This window comes from Streptomyces sp. CA-111067, assembly GCF_050956065.1.
Lineage (GTDB): Bacteria > Actinomycetota > Actinomycetes > Streptomycetales > Streptomycetaceae > Actinacidiphila.
The window spans coordinates 4,649,091-4,669,411 of the sequence record NZ_CP192103.1; the positions used below are offsets into that span (position 1 = coordinate 4,649,091).

The following is a 20,321-nucleotide window of genomic DNA, read 5'->3' on the forward strand; positions in this document are numbered from 1 at the left end:
GCTGTCCGGGGCGGCCGCGCCCCGGCTGGGGGTGCCGGGGGTGGGCTCGGCGGGCCTCCGGACGTCGTGCGGCGGCGGTGCGCCGGTGGGGCGCGCACTCTCCCGTGGGCCGGCGGCGGCCGAACCGTCCCCGTTCGGGGGGAGTTTCGGCCTCCCGCCCGAGGGGGGTGTCATCGCTCGCCCGTCGCGAAGGTCGCCCCCGTGGTGAACGAGTCGGGGGATTCCGCGTCCGCCGCCAGCAGGGCGGTGAGCTCCTCCTGCGTCGGATCGGGAGCGAAGGAGTGGTCGTAGCCCTGCTCGCGGGAGAGCGCCTGGGCCGCGTCGAGCACTATGCGGGCCGCCGCCGCGCGGTCGGCGGGGTCCGCGACCCGGGACCAGGCCGCGCACACCGTCACCGCCGTGCTGACCCGGCCGGCCGCGCCCGAGCGCACGGGCGCCGAGACCGCCCACACACCCTCGTCCAACTCGTTGTCGCAGACGTCGAATCCACGCTCGCGCACCACCGCCAGGTGGTCGATCAGCCGGTTGATCTCGCGGACCGTCCCGGAGGTGAAGGACGCCCGCGGGTACGACGTCAGCAGCGTCTCGACGAAGGCCGGGTCCTGGTAGGCGAGGATCGCGCGGGCCGACGCGGCGGCGTGCAGCGGCACTTCCTGGCCGAGCCTGACGAACAGCCGCAGCGGGCGCTTCGTGCCGGCGATCGAGACGGCGACCACCCGGCCGTCGATCAGCTGGGTGAGCACGACGCTCTCCCCGCACCGCCGTTCGGCCTCCACCAGCGCGGCGGGCGGCTGGATCACGAACGGCTCGTAGTCGTCGATGTGCCCGAGGCCGAGCGCGGCGGCGCCGAGCACGTACCGCTTGGTGGTCGGCGACCTGCTGACGAAGCCGGTGTGCTCCAGCGTGCTCATCACCCGGTGCATGCTGCCGACCGGGATCTCCAGCTGCTGGTGGAGCTGCTGCAGGGTCAGGCCCTGCCGGTACGCGGACAGGTGGGTGAGTACCGAGAGCGCCCGCACCACCACATGCATCGGCTTGTCCGCGCCGGCCCGCTCCGAGGCGCCGGCCCGCTCCGAGGCGCCGGCCCGCTCCGAGGCTCCGCCCCGGTCAGGCGTCCCGGCCCGTTCCGGCGCCTCGCCGCTCTTGTCCATGAAGTAGTCCCCATCCCGTTGGTTTCGCCGCCGTTACCTCCGGCGGCCCTTCGCGTCCATTTCCGTAACACGGAATCAACAACACGGCTCTGTCCCATGGAGTATCCGAGCCCTGCTCAGCCGCTGTCAATGCCACTCCCGCAACGTGCAGCCCAGGACTCCCCAATCCCCGAGGTCATCAGCCACCCAACCCTTGACAGCCGGAGTTCGGCGTTCCAATACTGTCCAATCCGCACCGCGGAATCGTAGTTTCCGCCTCACGGAAACAAGGGAAGGAGGCGTGATGACCGTCTCGGACGCCACCCTGGCCGAACCTCCGCCGCCGGCCCGGCCGGCCGGAGCAGGAGACCCGGTCGCCGCCGGAGACCCGGCCGCCCCGGGCCGGCCCGGAGCCCGGCCCCGCGGCCTGCTGCCGCGCGGCGCGCTCCTGCTGGTGGCCCGCAAGCTCGGCGGCATGCTGCTGGTGGTCTGGGGCGTGGTCACGTTCACGTTCGTCGTCGCCCGGGTGGTGGCGCCGGACCCGACCAGCCTGCTCGTCCCGCCGGGGGCCAGTGCGGCGGCCCGCGCCCAGGTGCGCTCCGACCTCGGGCTGGACGGCAGCGTGTTCCGGCAGTACCTGATCTACCTCCGCGACCTGCTGCACGGCGACCTCGGCACGTCCTTCGGCACCGGCCGCGCGGTCAGCGCCGACCTGACCAGCCGGCTGCCCGCCACCCTCGAACTCGCCGTGCCCGCCCTGGTGATCGGCGTGCTGCTCGGCACCGCGCTCGGCGTCATCAGCGCGGTGCGGCGCGGCAAGCCCGCCGATCACGCGATCCGGGTGGTCACCGTCGCGGCCCTGGCCATGCCGCAGTTCTGGCTCGGCCTGGTGCTGCTCTCGGTGTTCTTCGTCAGGTTCGGCTGGCTGCCGGGCCCGATCGGCCGGCTGCCCGCGGGTGTCGCGCCGCCGCCGGGCGTCACCGGCAGCTACGTACTGGACGCCGTGCTGGCCGGCCAGTGGGAGACCGCCCGCCAGGCGGTGCTCCAACTCGTGCTGCCCTGTGTGGTGTTGATCTGCGGCATCTTCGCGCCGATCACCCGGGTCGCCAGGTCCGGCATGGTCGAGGCGCTGCGCAGCGAGTACGTGCGGACCGCGCATGCCTACGGCTTCAGCCGGGCCCGGGTCTACCGCAGTTACGCGCTGCGCAACGCGCTGCTCCCGGTGATCACCATGATCGCGGGCGGTGTCGCGTTCGCCTTCACCGGCGCGGTGCTGGTGGAGGGCGTCTTCGGCTGGCCGGGCATCGGCCAGTACGCGCTGACCGCCGTCCAGCAGTCCGACTTCCCCGCGCTCCAGGGCTTCGTGCTCTACGCGGCCGTCGTCTACGTCGTCCTGTACGCGCTGGTCGATCTCGCCTACTCGCTGGCCGACCCGAGGATCCGCTCATGACCGCCCCGGCTCCCGCCCCCGTCCTGTCCGCGCCGCCGCCCGCCGCCCCCGCGGCCGGCCGCCGGCGGCGCCAACTGCCGGGCAGCGGCTCGCTGACCGTACGGCTCGGCCTCGCCTTGATGGCGGTGCTGCTGCTGGCCGCGGCCGTCGGACGGATCTGGACGCCGTACGACCCGGAGGCACCCGGCGCCGGCCTGCCGTACTCGGGGCCGAGCGGCTCGCACTGGTTCGGCACCGACCAGGCCGGTTCCGACGTCTTCTCCAAGACGCTCGCCGCCACCTGGACCGACCTGTGGCTCACGCTCGTCGCGGTCGCCATCGCGTTCGTCGTCGGCAGCGTGCTCGGCGCGATCGCCGGGTACTGGGGCGGCTGGGCGGACGCGGTGATCATGCGGGTCACCGAGATCCTCCAGTCCTTCCCCGCCCTGCTGTTGGCGCTGCTGCTGGTCACCACGCTCGGCTCCGGCCTGCTCAACGTGATCGTGGTGGTCGCCTTCGTCGGACTGCCCGGCTACCTGCGGCTGCTCCGCGCCGAGGTGATGGGCCGCAAGTCGTGGGAGTTCACCGAGGCCGCGGTGCTGGCCGGCAACAGCGGCCCGCGGGTGCTCGCCCGGCACCTGGTGCCCAACGGCCTCACCCCGCTTGTCTCGTACGCGGCGGTGAACGCCGCCTGGGTGGCGATCGTGGTCTCCAGCCTCGGCTTCGTCGGCGTCGGCATCGAACCCGGCAGCCCGGAGTGGGGCTCGATGATCGCCGGCGGCAAGGACTCGCCGGACGCGTACTGGATCTCGCTGTTCCCCGGCCTCGGCATCCTGCTGCTGGCCGCGGCCTTCTACCTGCTCGGCGACGGGCTCCTTGAGCGGGAGGACGACCGATGAACGGCGGAGCGACCGCGGCCGAACGCGGACGACAGGCCACCGGGCCGGGCCGGACAGGCACGGCGGACGGCGAGGCTTCGCGCGGCGAGGCGTCGCGCGGCGAGGGCGCCGCCGGTACGGCGCTGCTCACCGTCTCCCACCTGTCCGGCGCCTTCCGCACCGCGCACGGCGAGGAGACGCAGGTGCTGCGGGACGTGAGCTTCGAGGTGCCCAGCGGCGGCATCACCGCGATCGTCGGCGAGACGGGCAGCGGCAAGTCGCTGACCGCGCTGACCGTGATGGGGCTGTGCCCGCCGCGGCTGTCCGTCGAGGGCTCCGTGAGGTTCGACGGCCATGAACTGCTCGGGCTCGACGAGGACGGCTACCGGCGGCTGCGCGGCGGCCAGATCGCCATGGTCTTCCAGGACGCCCGCTCCTCGCTCAACCCGGTGCTCACCGTGGGCCGCCAACTCGGCGACGTGGCGCGGCTGCACCACGGCGTGAACAAGAAGGCGGCCGCCGCGATGGTCGCCGAGACGCTGGCCAGGGTGCGCATCCCGGACCCGGTACGGCGGATGGCGCAGTACCCGCACCAGTTCTCCGGCGGCATGGCGCAACGGGCCATGATCGCGATGGCGTTGCTGTGCCGGCCGCGGATGATGCTGCTCGACGAGCCGACCACCGGACTCGATGTCACGACCCAGGCCGACGTGATGGAGCTGGTGGTCGAGCTGGCCCGGCAGGACGGCCTCACCGCGTGCCTGGTCACGCACGACCTGGGGGTGGTCGGCGAGACCTGCGACCGGGTGGTGGTGATGCGGCACGGCACGGTGGTCGAACAGGCCGCCGCGCAGGACTTCTTCCGGTCGCCGAAGGCCGACTACTCGCGGATGCTGCTGGCCGCGAACCGGCTGGACGGCGGGACGGACCCAGTTGACGCCGACGACAGCAGCGAGGCCGCCGACGCCGGTGATGCCGTCGGCGCCGACGCCGGTGATGCCGCCGGCGCCGACGCCGTTGATGCCGGCGACGCCGGGACGGACACCGCTCAGGCCGACGACGCCGGGAGGCCGTCATGACCCCGTTCGCCAAGCCCGCTCCCACCGGCGGGGACGGGGCCGCCGCGCCCGTCCTCGAAGTCGGCGCCCTGCGAACCGAGTTCACCGTCCGCAGCCGCGGCCTGCGGCACACCCTGCGCGCGGTCGACGGCGTCGACCTCGTCCTGCGGCCCGGCGAGACGCTGGCGGTGGTCGGCGAGAGCGGCTCGGGCAAGTCGACGCTGGCCCGTTCCATCCTCCGCCTGGTGGAACCGGCCTCCGGCCATGTCACCATCGCCGGGCGCCCGTTGGCGGACTTCCGGAACCGGCGCGAGGTCTACCGGGACGTGCAGATGGTCTTCCAGGACCCGCGCTCCTCGCTCGACCCGCGGCAGAAGATCCGCTCCATCCTGGACGAACCGCTGCGGCTGCACCTGAAGTTGCCCGCCGAGCGGCGCGAGGCCCGGGTCCGCGAACTGCTGGCCGCCGTCGAACTGCCCGAGACCGTACTGGACCGGCTGCCCGCGCAGCTCTCCGGCGGGCAGCGGCAGCGGATCGGCATCGCCCGCGCGCTCGCCGTCGAGCCCAGGGCCGTCATCCTCGACGAGCCCACGGCCTCGCTCGACGCGTCCACCCGCGGGGTGGTGCTCGACCTGCTGGCCAGGCTCCAGCGCGAGACCGGCATCGCCTACCTGCTGATCTCGCACGACCTCCAGGCCGTCCGGCGGATCGCGCACCGGGTCCAGGTGATGTACGTGGGCCGGGTCGTGGAGTCCGGCACGACCGAGGAGGTACTGCGCGACCCCGCGCACCCCTATACCCGGGCGCTGCTCGACGCCGCTCCGGTCGCCGCCCACGGCGGCCACCGCAGGACGGTGCGGCTCAGCGGCGAGAACCCCGGACCGTTCGATCTGCCGGCCGGCTGTGCGCTGGCCCCCCGCTGCCCGCTGGCGGAGGAGTCCTGCACGGCCGGCCGGCCCCCGCAGCTGTCTTTCGGCGGCACGCACGAGGCCGCCTGTCCCGTCACCCACCGGCAGGTCACCGACCCGCAGGTCTCCGGCCGGCAGGCCGGCGCCGACCTCTCGGCCACGCGTAGAGAGCAGGAACGTATCCATGACCAGTGAATCTCCACGCCGTGCCCGCAGGCTCGGCTGCGCCGCGGCGGTGGCGCTCGCCGCGCTGCTGGCCGGCTGCTCGTCCTCGGCCGGCGGCTCAGGCGGCGGGGCGAAACCGCCGGCCGCGCTGGTGGCCGCCTGGCCGAGCGACGTCTCGACCATGGACCCCGGCAATGTCAACACCGACCAGGACAAAGAGCTGGCGATGAACGTCTACCAGAATCTGGTGGGCTACAAGACCACGGCCAAGGACGGCAGTTCGGTCTCCGACGGGCTCGCCTCGGCCCCCGCCGTCGCCTCCTCGTGGACGATCTCCGGCGACACCGTCACCTTCGCGATCCGGGCCGGGCTGACGTTCCATCCCAGCGGCAACCCGGTCACCGCCAAGGACGCGGTCTGGTCGCTGCAACGCTCGCTGAAGCTCAACGGCGCCGTCGAGCTCAACAACAGCGGGGTTTTCGACGCCGGCCAGATCACCGCCCCCGACGCCACCCACGTGGCGATCCGCTACCAGGACGGCAACGGCAAGCCGGTCAAGGCCAGCGAGGTCAACGTGGCCACGCTGCGCACCTGCTGGTACGGCATCGTGGACTCCGTCGCCGCCAAGGCGCACGCCACCGCCGCCGACCCGATCGCCGCCGACTGGCTCAAGAGCCATGTGGCGGGCAGCGGACCCTACTACGTCAAGAGCCGGCAGACCGGCCAGTCCATCGACCTCGCCGCGGTGCCCGGTGCCGTGCTGGACGCGCCGAAGTTCGCCGCGGTGACGCTGCGGGTCGTCAACGACGGCAACGTGGCCGCCCTGTTGCGCGGCGGCAGCGTCAACGTCGCCCAGTACGGCCTGAGTCCGCGCGACACCCAGTCGCTGAAGTCGGCCGGCTTCCACGTCGCGCACGCCGACACCTCCAGCTACCTCTACCTGCAACTCGCCTCCGACGCGGGCCCGTTCAAGGACCCGCTGGTGCGGCGGGCGGTCGCCGAGGCGCTGCCCTACGACGGGCTGCTGAAGAACGTCTACTACGGGCAGGCCGAGCGCGCCGACACCTATGTCACCAAGGGCGCCCCCGGCTACGACCCGGCGTGGAAGGCGTACGGCGACGAGGCGAAGGCCAAGTCGCTGATGGGGCAGGCCGGGAACCCGTCGATCTCCACCAAGCTGCGCTACCCCAGCGAGAACACCGACTTCGCCACCGCCGCCCAGCTGATCAAGAGCGCGCTCAAGCCGCTCGGCATCGACGTCACCCTTCAGCCGCAGACCTCCGCGGCGCTGATCACCTCGATCATCGGCCGGGCCACCGCCAAGTCGGCCGGCGGCGCCGGTGACGGCATGGTGCTCAGCACTCTGTCCACCTACGTGGAGGACGCCAAGACCCCGGTGAAGCTGTGGAGCGTCACCGGCGGCGTCGTCAACTTCTCCCGGACCAGCGTCCCGGAGATCGACACGCTGCAGAACCAGTACGCGATGGCGCCGCCGAGCCCGGCGCGCGACCAGGCGTACCAGAAGATCCAGCAACTCGCCGCGCAGGACGCCTCGTTCCTGCCGCTGGTGGTCACCGGCCGGACCCTGGTCAGCGCCGCGGGCATCACCGGTCTGACCTTCACCCCCGAACCCGTCACCCTCTACTGGAACCTGGAGCCCGCCAAGTGAGCCCCGAGGCCGAGCCGTTCACCGCCCCCGACCCGCGGGCGGGCGGACCGCCGGACCCGCGGCCGAGCGCGGCTGCCTGGTGGCAGCGGTCGGCGCGGCAGCTCGCCGCCGGCTACGCGGACGGCTCGGCCTCGCCCGTCGACGTGGTCGAGGCGGTGATCGAGCGGGCCGGACCGGTGGACGAGCGGCTGAACGTCTTCGCGCACCGGGCGTTCGACCAGGCCCGCGCCTCGGCCGCGGCCAGCGCGGACCGGTGGCGGCGCGGCACACCGCTCAGCCCCTTCGACGGGGTGCCGCTCACCGTCAAGGACAACATCCCCGTCGCCGGGATGCCCTGCGCCTGGGGCAGCCGGGTGTTCCGCCAACTCGTCCCGGAGCGCGACGAGTTGTGCGTGCGGCGGCTGCGCGCGGGCGGCTGGGTCATCCTCGGCAAGAGCAACGTCTCGGAGTTCACCCTCGGCCTCGGCAACGTCAGCACCCTGCTGCACGGCACCACCCGCAACCCGTGGAACCCGGCGCTCACCACCGGCGCGTCCACCGGCGGCGGCGCGGCGGCGGTGGCCGCCGGGGTCGGCCCGGTGGCGCTCGGCACCGACGGCGGCGGCTCGATCCGCTGGCCCGCCGGGTACTGCGGTCTGGTCGCCCTCAAGCCGACCGTCGGCCGGATCGCCCGGCTCGACGGGCTGCCGACGGTGCTGCACGACCTGGAGGTGGTCGCGCCGGTGGCCCGCACGGTGGCCGACCTGGCCGCGCTGCTCGGCGCGGTGGCCGGGCCCGACCCGCGCGACCGGCGCTCGCTCGGCGTGCCCGACGAGCCGCTGGGCGCGGGCGGTTCGGCCGCCGGGCGGCGGCCGCTGCGGATCAGGCTGGTCGGCCGGTTCGGCGACTACCCGGTCGAACCCGCCGTCAACACCTCGCTGCTGGCCGCCGCCGACCGGCTCACCGCGCTCGGCCACCACGTGGAGACCGGCGAAGTCCCGTTCGACTTCGGGCGGTTCGACGCGCACTGGCGGACCATCGGCACCACCGGTCTGGCCTGGCTGCTGCGCGACCGTGACGGCTGGCGGGACGAGGTCGCCGACATCTACCCGCCGATGGTCGAGCACGGCGCGTCACTGACCGCCGTGGACTACGTCAGCGCGCTCGACACCTTCCGTGAACTCTTCGCGCAGCTCGCGGAGTTCTTCACCGGGGAGGAGTCCGGGTCGCCGACGGACCTGCTGCTCACCCCGGTCGCCGGGGCGATGCCGTGGGCCGCCGACCAGCTGGCGCCCCCCTACCAGCGGGTGTTCACCGGCATCGCGAACGCCACCGGCGTGCCCGCGCTCAGCCTGCCGGGCCCGCCGTCCCGCGACGGCATGCCGGTCGGCTTCCAGCTGATCGGACGGTACGGGGCCGATCGGGCGCTGCTCGATCTGGCCCGCGCGTACGAGGCCGCGTACGGCTGGGCCGACCGGTGGCCGGATCTCGCGGCGCCGTCGTCGGCGCCGGCGCAGCCCAGGCCGTCCGACCGCCCGGCGGACGTGGACGCGTCCCCCAACTCCCCCTCGAAAGGCGCCTGATCATGGCAGTGAGGATCGACTCCTTCGACACGGCAGGGCCCGGCGACACCGACGGCCTGGCGGCCCGGCTCGGCGGCCACGATCCAGCCCGGATACGGCGGCTCGCCCTGCTGGTGAAGACCGAGGGCAGCGCGGACGTGAACGATTTCTCGCGCGAGCTGGCGTCCTGGCGGGCGCGGGAGGTGGTGCTCGCGCACGGGGGCGAGGCGCTGCTGGAACGGTCGGTGTTCCTGCACTCGACGGGGTCGGAGGGGGCGATGACGCCGTTCGGGTATCTGATCGTGGAGGAGGCGGAGCCGCCGGGTGGGGGTGGGCCGGGGACGGGCGGCGCTGCGCCGGGTGGTGGTGCGCCAGGCACGGGCGGGCCTGGGGCCGCGGGTGGGTTCGGGGCCGGGTCCGGGCCTGGGGACACCGGGGGGTCCGGCGGGTTCGGGGCCACCGGCGGGTCGCCGTCCACGGGCCGGTCCGCGTCGACGGGCGGTTCCGCGTCCGCGAGGCCAACGGGCACGCTGGCCCTGGGTGTCGGGCGCAGCCGGACGATCCGCGGCTCGGAGGTCGGCTCGGCGCAGCACGTCGAGCTGGCGGAGCGCGCCGTCGCCGAGGCCGTCGCCGACGCGGGCCTGACCCCGGCCGACGTGGCGCTCGCCGTCGTCAAGACCCCGCTGACCGCGACCGACGAGCCGATCCGGGTCACCTCGGCCGAGGCGAAGGCGGTCGGGGCGCTCGGCGCGGCGCTCGCGCTCGGCGAGGTGGACCGGGCCGACGTCGTGCCGGCCGCGTTCGGCCGGGACCTGGCGCTGTACTCCCGCCGCACGATGGTCTTCTCCAGCACTGAGGCCGCCCGGGTCGAGGTGCTGGTGCTCGGCAACCGCCCCGGCGCGGGCGGCGACCTGCGGATCGCCTCGGGACTGCTGGACGACGTCCTCGACGCGCCGGGCATCCGCCGCGTACTCGCCGCCGCCGGGGCCGAGTTGACGCCGGAGGGGTCGGTGCGCGAGCCGGAGCGGGTCGCCGCGCTGCTTATCAAGTCCGGCTACCGGCAGGACGGAACGCTGCGCGGCGCCAGAACCACCGTACTGACCAGCCATCTTGACCCGGACAAGCACACCAGGGCGGTGATGAGCGGGGTCGCGGGCGCGGTGCTCGGCACCGGGCGGATGTTCATCTCGGCCAACTCCGTCCACCAGGCGCCCGACGGCGGCGGCCTGTGCGTGGCGATCGTCGGACCGGCGGGCCCCGGACCGGCGGCAGTTGGGTCGCCGGTCGTCGGAACGGAGGTCGTCGGATCGGCGGTTGCCGGGTCGGCGGGTGGCGCCGTATGAGCCTGCCGACGCTGCCCATGGTCAGTGACGCCGCCGTCCGCTCGGTGATCACCGTCGCCGACGCGCTCGATGTCGTCGAACGGACCTACGCCGACTTCGGCGCGGCCCGGCTCGCGCTGTCCAGCCCGACCATCACCCGGCTCGGCGAGGGCGCCGAGGGCTTCGGCCTGAAGGGCGCGCTGCTCGACCGCTACGGGGTGGCCGGGGTGCGGATCACCCCGCGGCACACGGAGGGGCGCAACAGCTGGTGCCTGGTGCTGGAGACGGCCTCCGGCCGCCCGCTCGTCGCGGTCGAGGAGACCTGGCTGCACCGGCTGCGTACGGCCGCCTCGGCGGCGGTGGCCGCTCGGCTGCTGGCCAGGCCCGGCAGCCGGGTGCTCACGCTGGTCGGCGCGGGGCGGATCGCCGCGTTCGTGCCGGCCGCGTTCGCCGAGGTGTTCGGCCTCGACGAGATCCGGGTGGTGACGCGGGCCGCCGCCTCGGCGGAGGAGTTCGCCGCCGCGCACGCCCTGCCCGGTGTCCGGTTCAGCACGGGCACCGACCTGAACGCCGCCGCCCCCGGCTCCGACCTCATCGTGGCGATCACCTCGTCCCGCCTGCCGATCATCCATCCGCACCATCTGTCCCCCGGTGTGACCCTGATCGCGCTGGGCGGCGGCCCGGAGATAGCCCCCGAGATCCTGACGGGGACGGCGGTGCCGCTCGGCGCGGCGCCCGCGGGCGGCCCGGCCTCCGCGACCGGCCCGGCCTCCGCGACCGGCCCGGCTGCCGGGGCAGTGCTGCTGGGCCCGGGCAGCGGGGCAGGCTCGGGCGGCGGGGCCGGTGAGGGGAGCGGCGTGGAGCGGTTCTTCGTCGACGACCTCGGGTACGCGCGGGAGATCGGCTCGGTGGCGGGCTGGCTCGCCGCGGGGCTGCCGGCCGAGACCGTGCTGTCCCGGCTGACCGGTTCGCTGCCGGCCGTCGCGGCCGGCACCATGCCCGGCCGCACTGCCCCCGACGAGCGCATTCTCGCCGTCGTGCAGGGCGTGGCGGCCTGCGATGTGGCGCTGGCCTGCCTGACCATGCGCCGCCTGGGCATCGCCTGACGCCCGCCGGGCGGGAAACCGGATGTTCCGGACTGCGGGCCGGCGCCGACCGGCTCTAAACTGGTCGTATCCGGCATCCCGCCCGCAAAGGCGGCCGGACCCGAACGAGACGGGGCAGCGTCCGCGCCGGAGGCGACCCCGTACGGGAGGAGAAGCCGATGGCCGCCATTCACGCGACCCGTTCGCACCACCGCCACGTACGGCTCGACGAGCACCTGCCGGTGGACCACAGGCTCAGCCGCGTCTACCGCTTCGGAGCCGGCCTCTTCGGCCTGTTCCTGGTGGTCTTCGGCATCCTGGGCCTGATCAACAAGATCGGCTTCTTCAACACCGGCGGTGACAGCGTCGCGGGCCTGAACACCAACGGCGCGCTGAGCACCATCTCCATCGTGATCGGCGCGCTGCTCCTGGTCGGAGCGGTGGTCGGCGGCAACCTCGCCTCGACCCTGAACATGGTCATCGGCCTGGCGTTCATCCTGAGCGGTTTCGTGAACCTGGCCCTGCTCGACACCAGCAACAACTTCCTGGCGTTCAAGATGCAGAACGTGCTGTTCAGCTTCATCGTCGGCCTGCTGCTGATGACCTTCGGAATGTACGGCCGGGTAAGCGGCCGCCTCCCCTACGACAACCCCTACTGGCGCTCCCGCCACGCCCCCGAACCCCCCACCGCCAAGCCCCTCACCCCACCCGCGGCGAAGCCCCGCGAACTCCCCCACCCCTGACTCCGTGGCCTACCCCGCCGCCCAGGCCCGCACCAGGTCCTCCGGCCCCCAATGAGCCGTGAGCGGCAGCCCCTCGACCACCCCGGCACGGGAGACCGCGACCAGCGGCGTGCCGGGTTCGGCACCGGGGACGGCGAGCACGTCGCGGACGAGGGCCTCGTACTCGTGGCGTCCGAAGGGCGCCGCCTCCAGCCACTTGACCGAGCCGACGAAGTGCACCTGCCGCGCGACCGGCTCCCGGTCCGCCCCGACCAGGTCGATCTCCGGCTTGTTCTGCCGGTTCCACCAGCCGCCGACCGCCTCGACGTCGGGCCACTCGTCGTCGGGCAGCAGGCGCAGCAGGGACTCCCGGATCAACGGTCCGACGGCGCGACCGCGCCAGCTGGGCCAGGAGCGCTCGATGCGTTTCAGCGCGACGTCGCCGCGGCCCCGCTCGATGAGCGGGATCGCCCGGTTCAGCAGCGCCAGCCAGAACCGCAGATACGGGTCGGCGATGCGGTACCGCTTGTTCTTGCTGTCCGGCTTCGCGGCGAGCGGCAGGTCGGCGGCGAGGATCCGCTTGGCCTGAAGGGCGGTCAGGATGGGGGACAGCGTGCCGGACGGCAGCGCCCCGGCCCCGCCGGCCCGGGCCGCGATCGCACCGAACGTCGTCTCACCGCTGCCGACCGCTTCCAGCACCGCCCGAGAATGTGATGCCTCGGGGAACTCGCCGAGCAGCGAGAGCTCGCCTGCCGCGAGCAGCGGCGACAGCGGGTTCGCCGTTGACGCCCGTAGGAACTGCCCGCGGCTCATGCCCGGCCGCCACGACTGCACGATCTCCGGGAACCCGCCGGTGATCAGCAGCGCGTCGACGGCCTCTGCCGCGTCGAGCCCGGTCATGGCCTGCACATCGGCCAGGTGCAACGGCTGGACGGCCATCCTCGCCGCTCGTCCGAAGAACGGCCGCCCATACGTCTGCAGGGCCTCCATCACCGACATGTCACTGCCGACGAGGAGAAGGAGTACCGGTCTGGCCGACAGATGGCGGTCCCACACGGTCTGCAGCGCGCCCTCGAACTCCTGGTCCTGTTCGACCAGCCAGGGCACCTCGTCGATGACCGCGATGCTGGGCGTCTGCTCAGGGACGGCCAATGCCAGTGACCGCAGCGCCTGATTCCAGTCCTGCGGCTGGAGACCGGCGACCGACTCCGCGCCCGGCAGGCTCGATTGGGCCAGGGCCGCGGTGAAGTCGGCCCGCTCGGCGACCGGGTTGCGCCCGCGGCTGGCCTGGAACACGACATACGGAGCCCCGGAGCGGTCGCAGAACTCCTGGACGAGTCGCGACTTCCCGACGCGGCGGCGCCCCATCACCGTCACGGCTTGCCCGCGAGAGCTGCCATCACCTTCTGTGACGACGCGCAACTGCTCGGTCAGCAGTGCGAGGTCCCTGGCGCGGCCTTGGAACTCCACGTGTGGCTCCCGACGGCTAAAGGTAGATCGATTCTTACGTAGATTGAATCTTACTTTACCGTCTGCGACCACTCAGACAGGATGATGCCGCGGGCCGCGTAGAAGCGGGGGAGGGCCGGCCAGGGGATCTCGGCGAAGCGTTGGGTGTGGGGTGGGAAGCCGGAGGGGTTGTGGATGATCAGCGCCTCGGCCGTGACGCCTACCGCGAGTACCAGGTGGCCGCCGCGGGTCGGCGGGGTGCGGGGGAGGTCGCGGATCGAAGGGTGGACCGAGAGCATCACCAGGGCGCCCGCGGTCACCGCCTCGCGGACCTCGGGTGCGGGCAACTCCGGTCGGGACTCGGCCCGTAGCGGCCACCGCGCTGACACGTACTCGGCGAAGGGCGCGTAGATCAGCCCGTCCACGCGATCACCGCGCCGCACGTACGCCCCGGCGGCCACGCACTCCTCGGCGACCGCCAGCGCGGGCGGCACCGGCTGGCCCCAGTGGTCGAGCGCCATCCGCAGGCAGGCGACCCCGCACAGCCGCCACGACCAGAACGCGTACTCCTCCGCGCTCGCCGCCCCGGACTTCTGCCACAGCGGGTCCTCCCGGGCGTCCAGTTCGCCGGCGATGATCCGCGGTACGAGATCGGCGGACTCCCACTGGGCGTAGTACGGCACGGGGTGGATCACGGCAGGCGGCGTCATCCCGCCAGTCTGCTGCCCGGCGGGCCCCGGCGCCCGGCTCGCCGGGCGGTCAGGCGGGGTCGCGGGGCGGGGGTGGGACTTTCAGGATGCGGAGCATGGTGGTGTAGAGGGCCTCGCGGAGTTCGGGGTCGGTCAGGTCGGTCAGGTCGGGGAGGGTGTCGGGCATCGAGACGACCGCGTGGTAGGAGAGGCGTTCCGCGCCGGTGGGGTGGTCGCCGAAGAAGAGGGACAGCGCGCGGGTGTGGAGGATGCCGGCCTCGGTCGTCGCGGGCTTCTTCTCGTGGCCGCCGTCGGGGTCGGTGGACGCCATCACCGCGATGTGCCGGTTCTGCACCATGAAGTCGGCGAAGCCGGCTGCCACGTGGGCGATCCGGGCCCGCCGGCCGCGCATGGCCTCGGCCTCGTCGAGCAGCGTCGCCATCCGGTGGATGCCGGGGAGCATCGCCGCGTGCAGGATGTCGTGCTTGGCCCGGAAGTGGTAGTAGACCGCCGCCTTGGTCAGCCCCAGCTCGTCGGCGATCCGCTGGAGCGACGTCGCCCCGTAGCCGAGCTCGGTGAACAGCCGCTGGGCGGTCTCCAGGATCTGCTGCCGGGTCTGCTCGGCCTGCTCGGCGCGGGACGACCGGCCACGGGTGCGGCCCGCGCCGCGGGTGGCCGCACCGAGAGCGGTCGTGCACTTGCCCGGCATCCGCATGGGAAACGCCCCTCCTTCGTCGCTGCGCGTCCCGCAGCATACAAGCTGGTGGCGGGTCCGGCACCCGGTGAACGACCAACAGGGTTCACCCATCACTCGGCTGGCGACTCACCGTCCATCGGCTAGCGATTCACTTGACCTTCGGCTAGTGAATGCTTAGCGTCGGCAGCGGCGTTCGATGCTCGATACCCGCACCGGCTGTGGAGAGACCTGCCTATGTCCACCTATCTGTACCGACTCGCCAGGTTCGCGTTCAGGCGACGGCGACTCGTGCTGGTGCTGTGGCTGGCCGCGGCCGTCGCGGCCATCGCCGTCGCGCAGGCCAGCGGCGGCAAGACCAACGACGACTTCACCATCCCGGGCACCGAGGCCCAGCACGCCTCGGACGTGCTGTCCGCCAAGCTGCCGGCCTTCAGCGGCGGCCAGACCACCATCGTCTTCGCCACCACCGGCGGCAGCGCGAAGGTCACCGACCCGGCGAAGAAGAAGGCGATCGAGCAGTCGCTCGCCAGGCTCAGGTCGGTGCCTCAGGTCTCCTCCGTGGTGGACCCGTTCACCGGCCAGCTCGTCTCCGGCAGCCAGCAGATCGCGCTCGGCCAGATGCAGTGGACGGCCGAGCCGCTGGACGTCAAGGACAAGAACCTCGACGCCCTCAAGGACGCGATGAAGCCGGTGCAGGCCGCCGGGGTCCAGGTCGAGTACAACGGCAGCGTCTTCCCCGGCTGGCACGTGGAGATCTCCGAGGCGCCCGAACTCATCGGCCTGGTGATCGCGTTCATCATCCTGATGATCACCTTCGGCTCGTTCGCCGCCGCCGGCATGCCGATCCTGAGCGCGATCATCGGCGTGATCACCACCCTGATGGGTGTCACCGCGGTGGCGTCGGTGATCACCATCGCCTCCGCCTCGACCACCGTCGCGCTGATGCTCGGGCTGTCGTGCGGCATCGACTACGGCCTGTTCGTGCTCTCCAGACACCGGACGAACCTGCTCAACGGCATGACGCCGGAGGAGTCCGTGCCGCTGGCGATGGGCACGGCCGGCAGCTCCGTCGTCTTCGCCGCCCTCACCGTGATCATCGCGCTGTGCGGGCTGACCGTGGTCGGCATCCCGTTCCTGACCGTGATGGGCCTGGCCGCCGCGGCCTCGGTCGCCGTCGCGCTGCTGATCGCGCTGACGCTGCTGCCCGCGGTGCTCGGCTTCGCCGGCGACAAGGTCGCGCACTTCACCCGGCTGCCGTGGCTCGGCGCCCGCGCCGAGCGGGTCGCCCGGCGGTCGGCCGCCGACCCGGAGAGCCCGTTCGGCGCCCGGTGGGCGCGGTTCGTGGTGCGCAACCGGGTGCTGGTGCTGATCGGCGGCGTGGCACTGCTGGGCGTGCTGGCCATCCCCGCGTTCGACATCGAACTCGGCCTGCCCAGCGCCGCGTCGCAGAACAAGAGCACCACCCAGCGCAAGGCGTACGACCTCACCACCGAGGGCTTCGGCGCCGGCTTCAACGGCGCGCTGCTGATCGTCAACCAGGACGTGGACTCCCCGAAGGACACCGCGCAGATCGCGACCGCGCTCGCCAAGGTGCCGGGTGTCCAGAAGATCACCCCGCTGGCCGCCAAGAACGGCGTCTCGCTGATCCGGCTGGTCCCCAAGTACGGGCCGAACGACACCAAGACCGCCGACCTCGTCCACACCCTGCGCGACGAGCGGGCCACGATCGAGGGCGACACCGGGACGCACATCCTGGTCGGCGGCACCACCGCGTCCAACATCGACGTGTCGTCCAAGCTCTCCAGCGCGCTGCCGATCTTCCTGATCGTGGTGGTCGGACTCGCCTTCATCCTGCTGACGTTCGCCTTCCGGACCATCCTGGTGCCGATCAAGTCGATCCTCGGCTTCCTGCTGTCGATGGCGGCGGCCCTCGGCGCGCAGGTGGCGACCTTCCAGTGGGGCTGGGGCCAGCACGTGTTCGGCATCGCCCCGTCGGAGACGATCAGCTTCCTGCCGATCATCATGCTGGCGATCATCTTCGGACTCTCCAGCGACTACGAGGTGTTCGTGGTCTCGCGGATCAAGGAGGAGTACACGAAGAACGGTGACGCGCGGCGCTCGGTGCAGCGCGGCACGGGCGTGTCCGCCCGGGTGGTCACCGCGGCGGCGCTGATCATGTTCTCCATCTTCGTGGCGTTCATGTTCACCAACGACCCGACGATCAAGGCGATCGGCTTCAGCTTCGCGGCCGGCGTCTTCCTCGACGCGTTCGTGGTCCGGCTGACGCTGGTGCCGGCGGTGATGGCGATCGTCCGCTCCAAGCTCTGGTACCACCCGCAGTGGTTCGCCAAGTACATCCCCGACCCGGACATCGAGGGGCAGCGGCTGGAACACCAGCTGGAGGAGCGCGAGTTGACGGCGACGGGCCGCGGCGAGTGACCGGCCGCGGCGCGTAGCGGCCCGCGGCCGGGTCACGGGCCGCCGGTGGTGCGGGGGGCGCCGGGCGCGGTGTAGGCGCCCGGGGCCCTCAGTCGGCATGGTGGCCCAGCGGGTCGAGGTGGGCGGCGGTGGCGTCGTCCGCCGTCGTGGACTCGCTGAGTTCCCGGCGCCGCTCGTCCTCGGCCAGCAGCGCGCGGCCGGTCGCAGTGCCGTAGGTGTAGGCGTCGGCGCCGACCAGCAGCCGCAGCGGCGGGTCGGCCAGTGCGACGACATCGAGGACCAGCCGGGCGACCTTGACCGGGTCGCTCGCCGAGGTGGTGCCGCTGTTGTGCATCGCCGCCGACCTGCCGACCGTCGGCTCGTACTCCGGCCGCACCTGCGCGACGCGCATCGAGGAACCGGCCCAGTCCGTCGACATCCCGCCCGGTTCGAGCACGGTCACCTTGATGCCGAGCGGGGCGACCTCGGCGGCCAGCACCGAGGAGAAGCCGCCGACGGCCCACTTCGCGGACTGGTAGGCCGCCAGGCCGGGCGTGGCCATCCGGCCGCCGACCGAGGACACCTGCACGATGTGCCCGGAACCCTGCTCCCGCAGCACCGGCAGCGCCGCCTGGGTGAGCCGGACGACGCCGAGCAGGTTGGTGTCGACCTGTGCGCTGAAGTCGTCGAAGTCGACGTCCTCGATGGGGGCGATGTTGGCGTACCCCGCGTTGTTGACCAGCACGTCGAGCCGGCCGAACCGGTCGACGGCGGTCTGCACGGCGGCCCGCGCCTGGCCGGCGTCGGTCACGTCGAGCGGTACGACGGCGACGCGGTCGGCGCCGAACTCGGCCACGAGGTCGTCCAGGGCGGAGGGCGAGCGGACGCCGGCGACCACCTGGTGGCCGGCCGCCGCGGCGGCGCGGACGATCTCCCGGCCGAGGCCGCGGGAGGCGCCGCTGACCAGGAAGACGGAGGGGGTGGGGAGGGGGCTCTGCGGGACGTTCGGGGAGGCCGGGGAGGTCATGGTGGCTCCGATCGGGTTCCGGGGCCGGGAGCGCCCGGCGACTCCGGGGCTTCCTGACTAACCGGTTGATTAGTAAGTCCCATGGAACACCCCGGGTCGACCTTTGTCAACTATCCAGTTAGTTGGTAGGCTCGACGTCATGAACGCGGTGATGAACAGGGATGCGGAGGCGACGCGGCGCCGGCTGCTGCGCGCGGCGACGGACGAGTTCGCCGCGTACGGGATCGCGGGCGCGCGGGTGGACCGGATAGCGGCCGCGGCCCAGAGCAACAAGGCGCAGATCTACCACTACTTCGGCAGCAAGGACGGCCTGTTCGACGCCGTCTTCGACGCGATGTGCCGGGAGACGGTGGACGAGGTCCCGATCGACGCGGCCGACCTCCCCGGCTACGCGGCCAGGCTCTTCGACTCCTACGAGGCCCGGCCGTGGGTGCAGCGGCTCGCCACCTGGTACCGGCTGGAGCGAGCGGGCACGGGCGTGATGCTGACGGTCGTCCTGGAGAGCAACGGAATGAAGATCGAGGCGGTGGCGGCGGCGCAGCGGGCGGGCATCCTGCCCGACCGGTTCAGCGCGGAGGAACTGCTCGGGCTGGTGCTGCACCTGTCGGGATTCTGGAGCGCGAACATACCGGAGTTCGAGGCGAGCCTCGGCCCGGCGGATGTCGCCCGGCGGCGCGAGGTGGTGCGGGAGGCGGTGGCGGCGCTTATCGCCGGCTAGCGGTTGCCCGGGGTTATGGCTGCCCCGGTAGCGGCTGTGGTGGGCCGTCACGCCTCCGGGGCGGGAGCCGGCGTCGGCGGGAGGAAGAGGCTGCCGCGGGCCGCGCCCCTGGCCGTGCGGGTGGCGACCGTCGCCCACGCGCCGAGCAGCAGCACGTACAGCCCGACCGCCGCGACCCGCAGCGGCGTCGAGCCGAGGTGGACGGCCAGCGCGCTGGTCCCCGTCACGCACGTGCCGACCGGGAAGGTGAAGCTCCACCAGGTCAGCGAGAACGGCAGCCCGCGCCGGGCGGTCCGTACGGTCACGCTTGCCGCGAGCGCGAGCCACATCATCGCGAAACCCCAGGTGGGGACGCCGTACAGGAAGCCGAACGCCTCGGCGGCCGACGCGTAGGGTGCCGCGTCCGTCCCGGTCAGCGCGAGATGGGCGACGGCGCCGAGCGCGTTCGCCGCCGTCACCGACTGCCCGAGCGGCCCGAGCACGATCCACAGGGTGGGGACGGTCGCGGCGGGGCCGACCCCGTACCGCATGAGCCGCGCCCAGATCTGCGTGATGATCACAACGGCGGCGAAGAGGCTGATGCCGAACATCGCGTAGCAGGCGAGGAGCAGCGTCAGCCGGGGCTGGCCCGGGGGCAGGTGCGGGATGAGGGCCGCGCCGGTCGCGGCGGAGACCATCGGCGGGACGACGGGCATGAGCCAGCCGCCGAACGCGGCACCTTGCCCGGCGTCGTTCGCGCCGGGGTCGTCGCCCGCCTTCGCGCCGGCGTCCGTGCCCGCCTTGGCCCCGGCCTTCGCTCCGGTCAGCGCGCCTGTCATCGCGCGGTACGGAATCCAGACGCTGGTGACCAGGCCGAGCACCGTTCCGGCCGTCCACAGCACGGCGTCGGCGCCGATCGCCGCGCGCGTCCCGATCCAGTCCTGCCCGAGGGTGAGCGTGCCCGCGCCCACCGTCAGCAGCGCCATCGCCGGGGCGCCCCAGAAGTGCGCCATCACCGGGTGGCCGGCGTGCGCCCTGGCCTGCGTGCGGTGCCGGGTCCAGTGCACGGCCCAGGCGCAGGTCAGCGCCACCAGCAGCAGGGCCGCCGCCGCCCAGACGACGGTGGCGGCGGTCCGCAGCCCGCCGGTGTGCAGGGGGAGGGTCGCGGCGGCGTTCGCGACGATGCCGGTGCCCATCACGGTGGCGAACCAGTTCGGGCCGAGGTGCCTGAACAGGTCGGCGGGCCGGTCGAGTTCGCGCAGCAGGCGGGTGGCGGGGGCGGGTTCGCTCGGGCGCCGGTCCGGGGGTTGGGGCGTCTGTTCAGGCGTGGCTTCCGGTGCGGTTTCCGGGTTCTGCGGGCGTACGGCGGCCGAGGTCATGCGTCCACCCTCGCCGGGTGCGGCCGGTGCCGGTAGGGAGCAATCGGGCATGACGTCA

The 20,321-nt window shown here is 73.1% G+C and carries 17 protein-coding genes; 11 read left to right on the top strand and 6 right to left on the bottom strand.

Annotation, left to right across the window (positions count from 1 at the left end; translation table 11 throughout):
• Positions 1-170: 170 nt before the first annotated feature.
• Positions 171-1,151 carry an IclR family transcriptional regulator gene (locus tag ACQPW6_RS20280; protein ID WP_433891068.1) on the bottom strand — a complete coding sequence of 327 codons (981 nt, stop codon included), beginning with the start codon at positions 1,149-1,151 and terminating at the stop codon, positions 171-173.
• A gap of 283 nt (positions 1,152-1,434) precedes the next feature.
• Between ACQPW6_RS20280 and ACQPW6_RS20285 the strand changes: the two genes are divergently transcribed.
• From ACQPW6_RS20285 to ACQPW6_RS20325, 9 genes are all read left to right on the top strand, one after another.
• Positions 1,435-2,580 (top strand): ABC transporter permease, encoded by a 1,146-nt coding sequence (locus ACQPW6_RS20285; protein WP_433891069.1) that lies wholly within the window; start codon positions 1,435-1,437, stop codon positions 2,578-2,580.
• Positions 2,577-3,458, top strand: a complete 882-nt coding sequence (locus ACQPW6_RS20290; protein WP_433891070.1) for an ABC transporter permease — start codon at positions 2,577-2,579, stop codon at positions 3,456-3,458. The genes ACQPW6_RS20285 and ACQPW6_RS20290 overlap by 4 nt, the downstream gene beginning before the upstream one ends.
• A complete protein-coding gene (locus tag ACQPW6_RS20295) occupies positions 3,455-4,516 on the top strand; it encodes an ABC transporter ATP-binding protein (RefSeq protein WP_433891071.1) in 1,062 nt (353 codons plus the stop codon). The genes ACQPW6_RS20290 and ACQPW6_RS20295 overlap by 4 nt, the downstream gene beginning before the upstream one ends.
• Positions 4,513-5,598, top strand: coding sequence for an ABC transporter ATP-binding protein (locus ACQPW6_RS20300; protein WP_433891072.1), 1,086 nt, complete (start codon positions 4,513-4,515; stop codon positions 5,596-5,598). The genes ACQPW6_RS20295 and ACQPW6_RS20300 overlap by 4 nt, the downstream gene beginning before the upstream one ends.
• The gene (locus ACQPW6_RS20305) at positions 5,588-7,237 is read left to right on the top strand and encodes an ABC transporter substrate-binding protein (protein ID WP_433891073.1); all 1,650 of its coding nucleotides are present in this window, start codon (positions 5,588-5,590) and stop codon (positions 7,235-7,237) included. Before ACQPW6_RS20300 ends, ACQPW6_RS20305 begins: the two co-directional genes overlap by 11 nt.
• Entirely contained in the window at positions 7,234-8,799 is a 1,566-nt protein-coding gene (locus tag ACQPW6_RS20310; RefSeq protein WP_433891074.1) for an amidase, read from the top strand. Before ACQPW6_RS20305 ends, ACQPW6_RS20310 begins: the two co-directional genes overlap by 4 nt.
• A 2-nt stretch (positions 8,800-8,801) precedes the next feature.
• Positions 8,802-10,121 carry a ring-opening amidohydrolase gene (locus ACQPW6_RS20315; protein ID WP_433891075.1) on the top strand — a complete coding sequence of 440 codons (1,320 nt, stop codon included), beginning with the start codon at positions 8,802-8,804 and terminating at the stop codon, positions 10,119-10,121.
• Complete coding sequence (locus ACQPW6_RS20320) at positions 10,118-11,206, top strand: hypothetical protein (RefSeq protein ID WP_433891076.1); 1,089 nt, start codon at positions 10,118-10,120, stop codon at positions 11,204-11,206. The genes ACQPW6_RS20315 and ACQPW6_RS20320 overlap by 4 nt, the downstream gene beginning before the upstream one ends.
• 158 nt (positions 11,207-11,364) lie before the next feature.
• Positions 11,365-11,928, top strand: a complete 564-nt coding sequence (locus ACQPW6_RS20325; RefSeq protein ID WP_433891077.1) for a DUF4383 domain-containing protein — start codon at positions 11,365-11,367, stop codon at positions 11,926-11,928.
• Between the two features lie 9 nt (positions 11,929-11,937).
• Here the strand turns inward: ACQPW6_RS20325 and ACQPW6_RS20330 are convergent, their stop codons facing one another.
• The 3 genes from ACQPW6_RS20330 to ACQPW6_RS20340 are packed head-to-tail and all read right to left on the bottom strand — an operon-like array spanning position 11,938 to position 14,760.
• Entirely contained in the window at positions 11,938-13,377 is a 1,440-nt protein-coding gene (locus ACQPW6_RS20330) for an ATP-binding protein (protein WP_433891078.1), read from the bottom strand.
• 50 nt (positions 13,378-13,427) lie between these two features.
• Positions 13,428-14,066: a C39 family peptidase gene (locus ACQPW6_RS20335; protein WP_433891079.1), complete on the bottom strand. Its 639-nt coding sequence runs from the start codon at positions 14,064-14,066 to the stop codon at positions 13,428-13,430.
• Between the two features lie 49 nt (positions 14,067-14,115).
• A complete protein-coding gene (locus ACQPW6_RS20340) occupies positions 14,116-14,760 on the bottom strand; it encodes a TetR/AcrR family transcriptional regulator (RefSeq protein ID WP_433891080.1) in 645 nt (214 codons plus the stop codon).
• A 216-nt stretch (positions 14,761-14,976) separates the two neighbouring features.
• Between ACQPW6_RS20340 and ACQPW6_RS20345 the strand changes: the two genes are divergently transcribed.
• On the top strand, positions 14,977-17,181 hold the full coding sequence (locus ACQPW6_RS20345; RefSeq protein ID WP_433891081.1) for an MMPL family transporter: 2,205 nt from the start codon (positions 14,977-14,979) through the stop codon (positions 17,179-17,181).
• An 88-nt stretch (positions 17,182-17,269) separates the two neighbouring features.
• Here the strand turns inward: ACQPW6_RS20345 and ACQPW6_RS20350 are convergent, their stop codons facing one another.
• Positions 17,270-18,187, bottom strand: coding sequence for an SDR family NAD(P)-dependent oxidoreductase (locus tag ACQPW6_RS20350; protein WP_433891082.1), 918 nt, complete (start codon positions 18,185-18,187; stop codon positions 17,270-17,272).
• A 139-nt stretch (positions 18,188-18,326) separates the two neighbouring features.
• Between ACQPW6_RS20350 and ACQPW6_RS20355 the strand changes: the two genes are divergently transcribed.
• Positions 18,327-18,905 carry a TetR family transcriptional regulator gene (locus tag ACQPW6_RS20355; protein WP_433891083.1) on the top strand — a complete coding sequence of 193 codons (579 nt, stop codon included), beginning with the start codon at positions 18,327-18,329 and terminating at the stop codon, positions 18,903-18,905.
• Positions 18,906-18,952: 47 nt separating this feature from the next.
• On the opposite strand, the gene ACQPW6_RS20360 is transcribed toward ACQPW6_RS20355, so the two are convergent.
• Positions 18,953-20,263: a TDT family transporter gene (locus ACQPW6_RS20360; protein WP_433891084.1), complete on the bottom strand. Its 1,311-nt coding sequence runs from the start codon at positions 20,261-20,263 to the stop codon at positions 18,953-18,955.
• Positions 20,264-20,321: the final 58 nt, after the last annotated feature.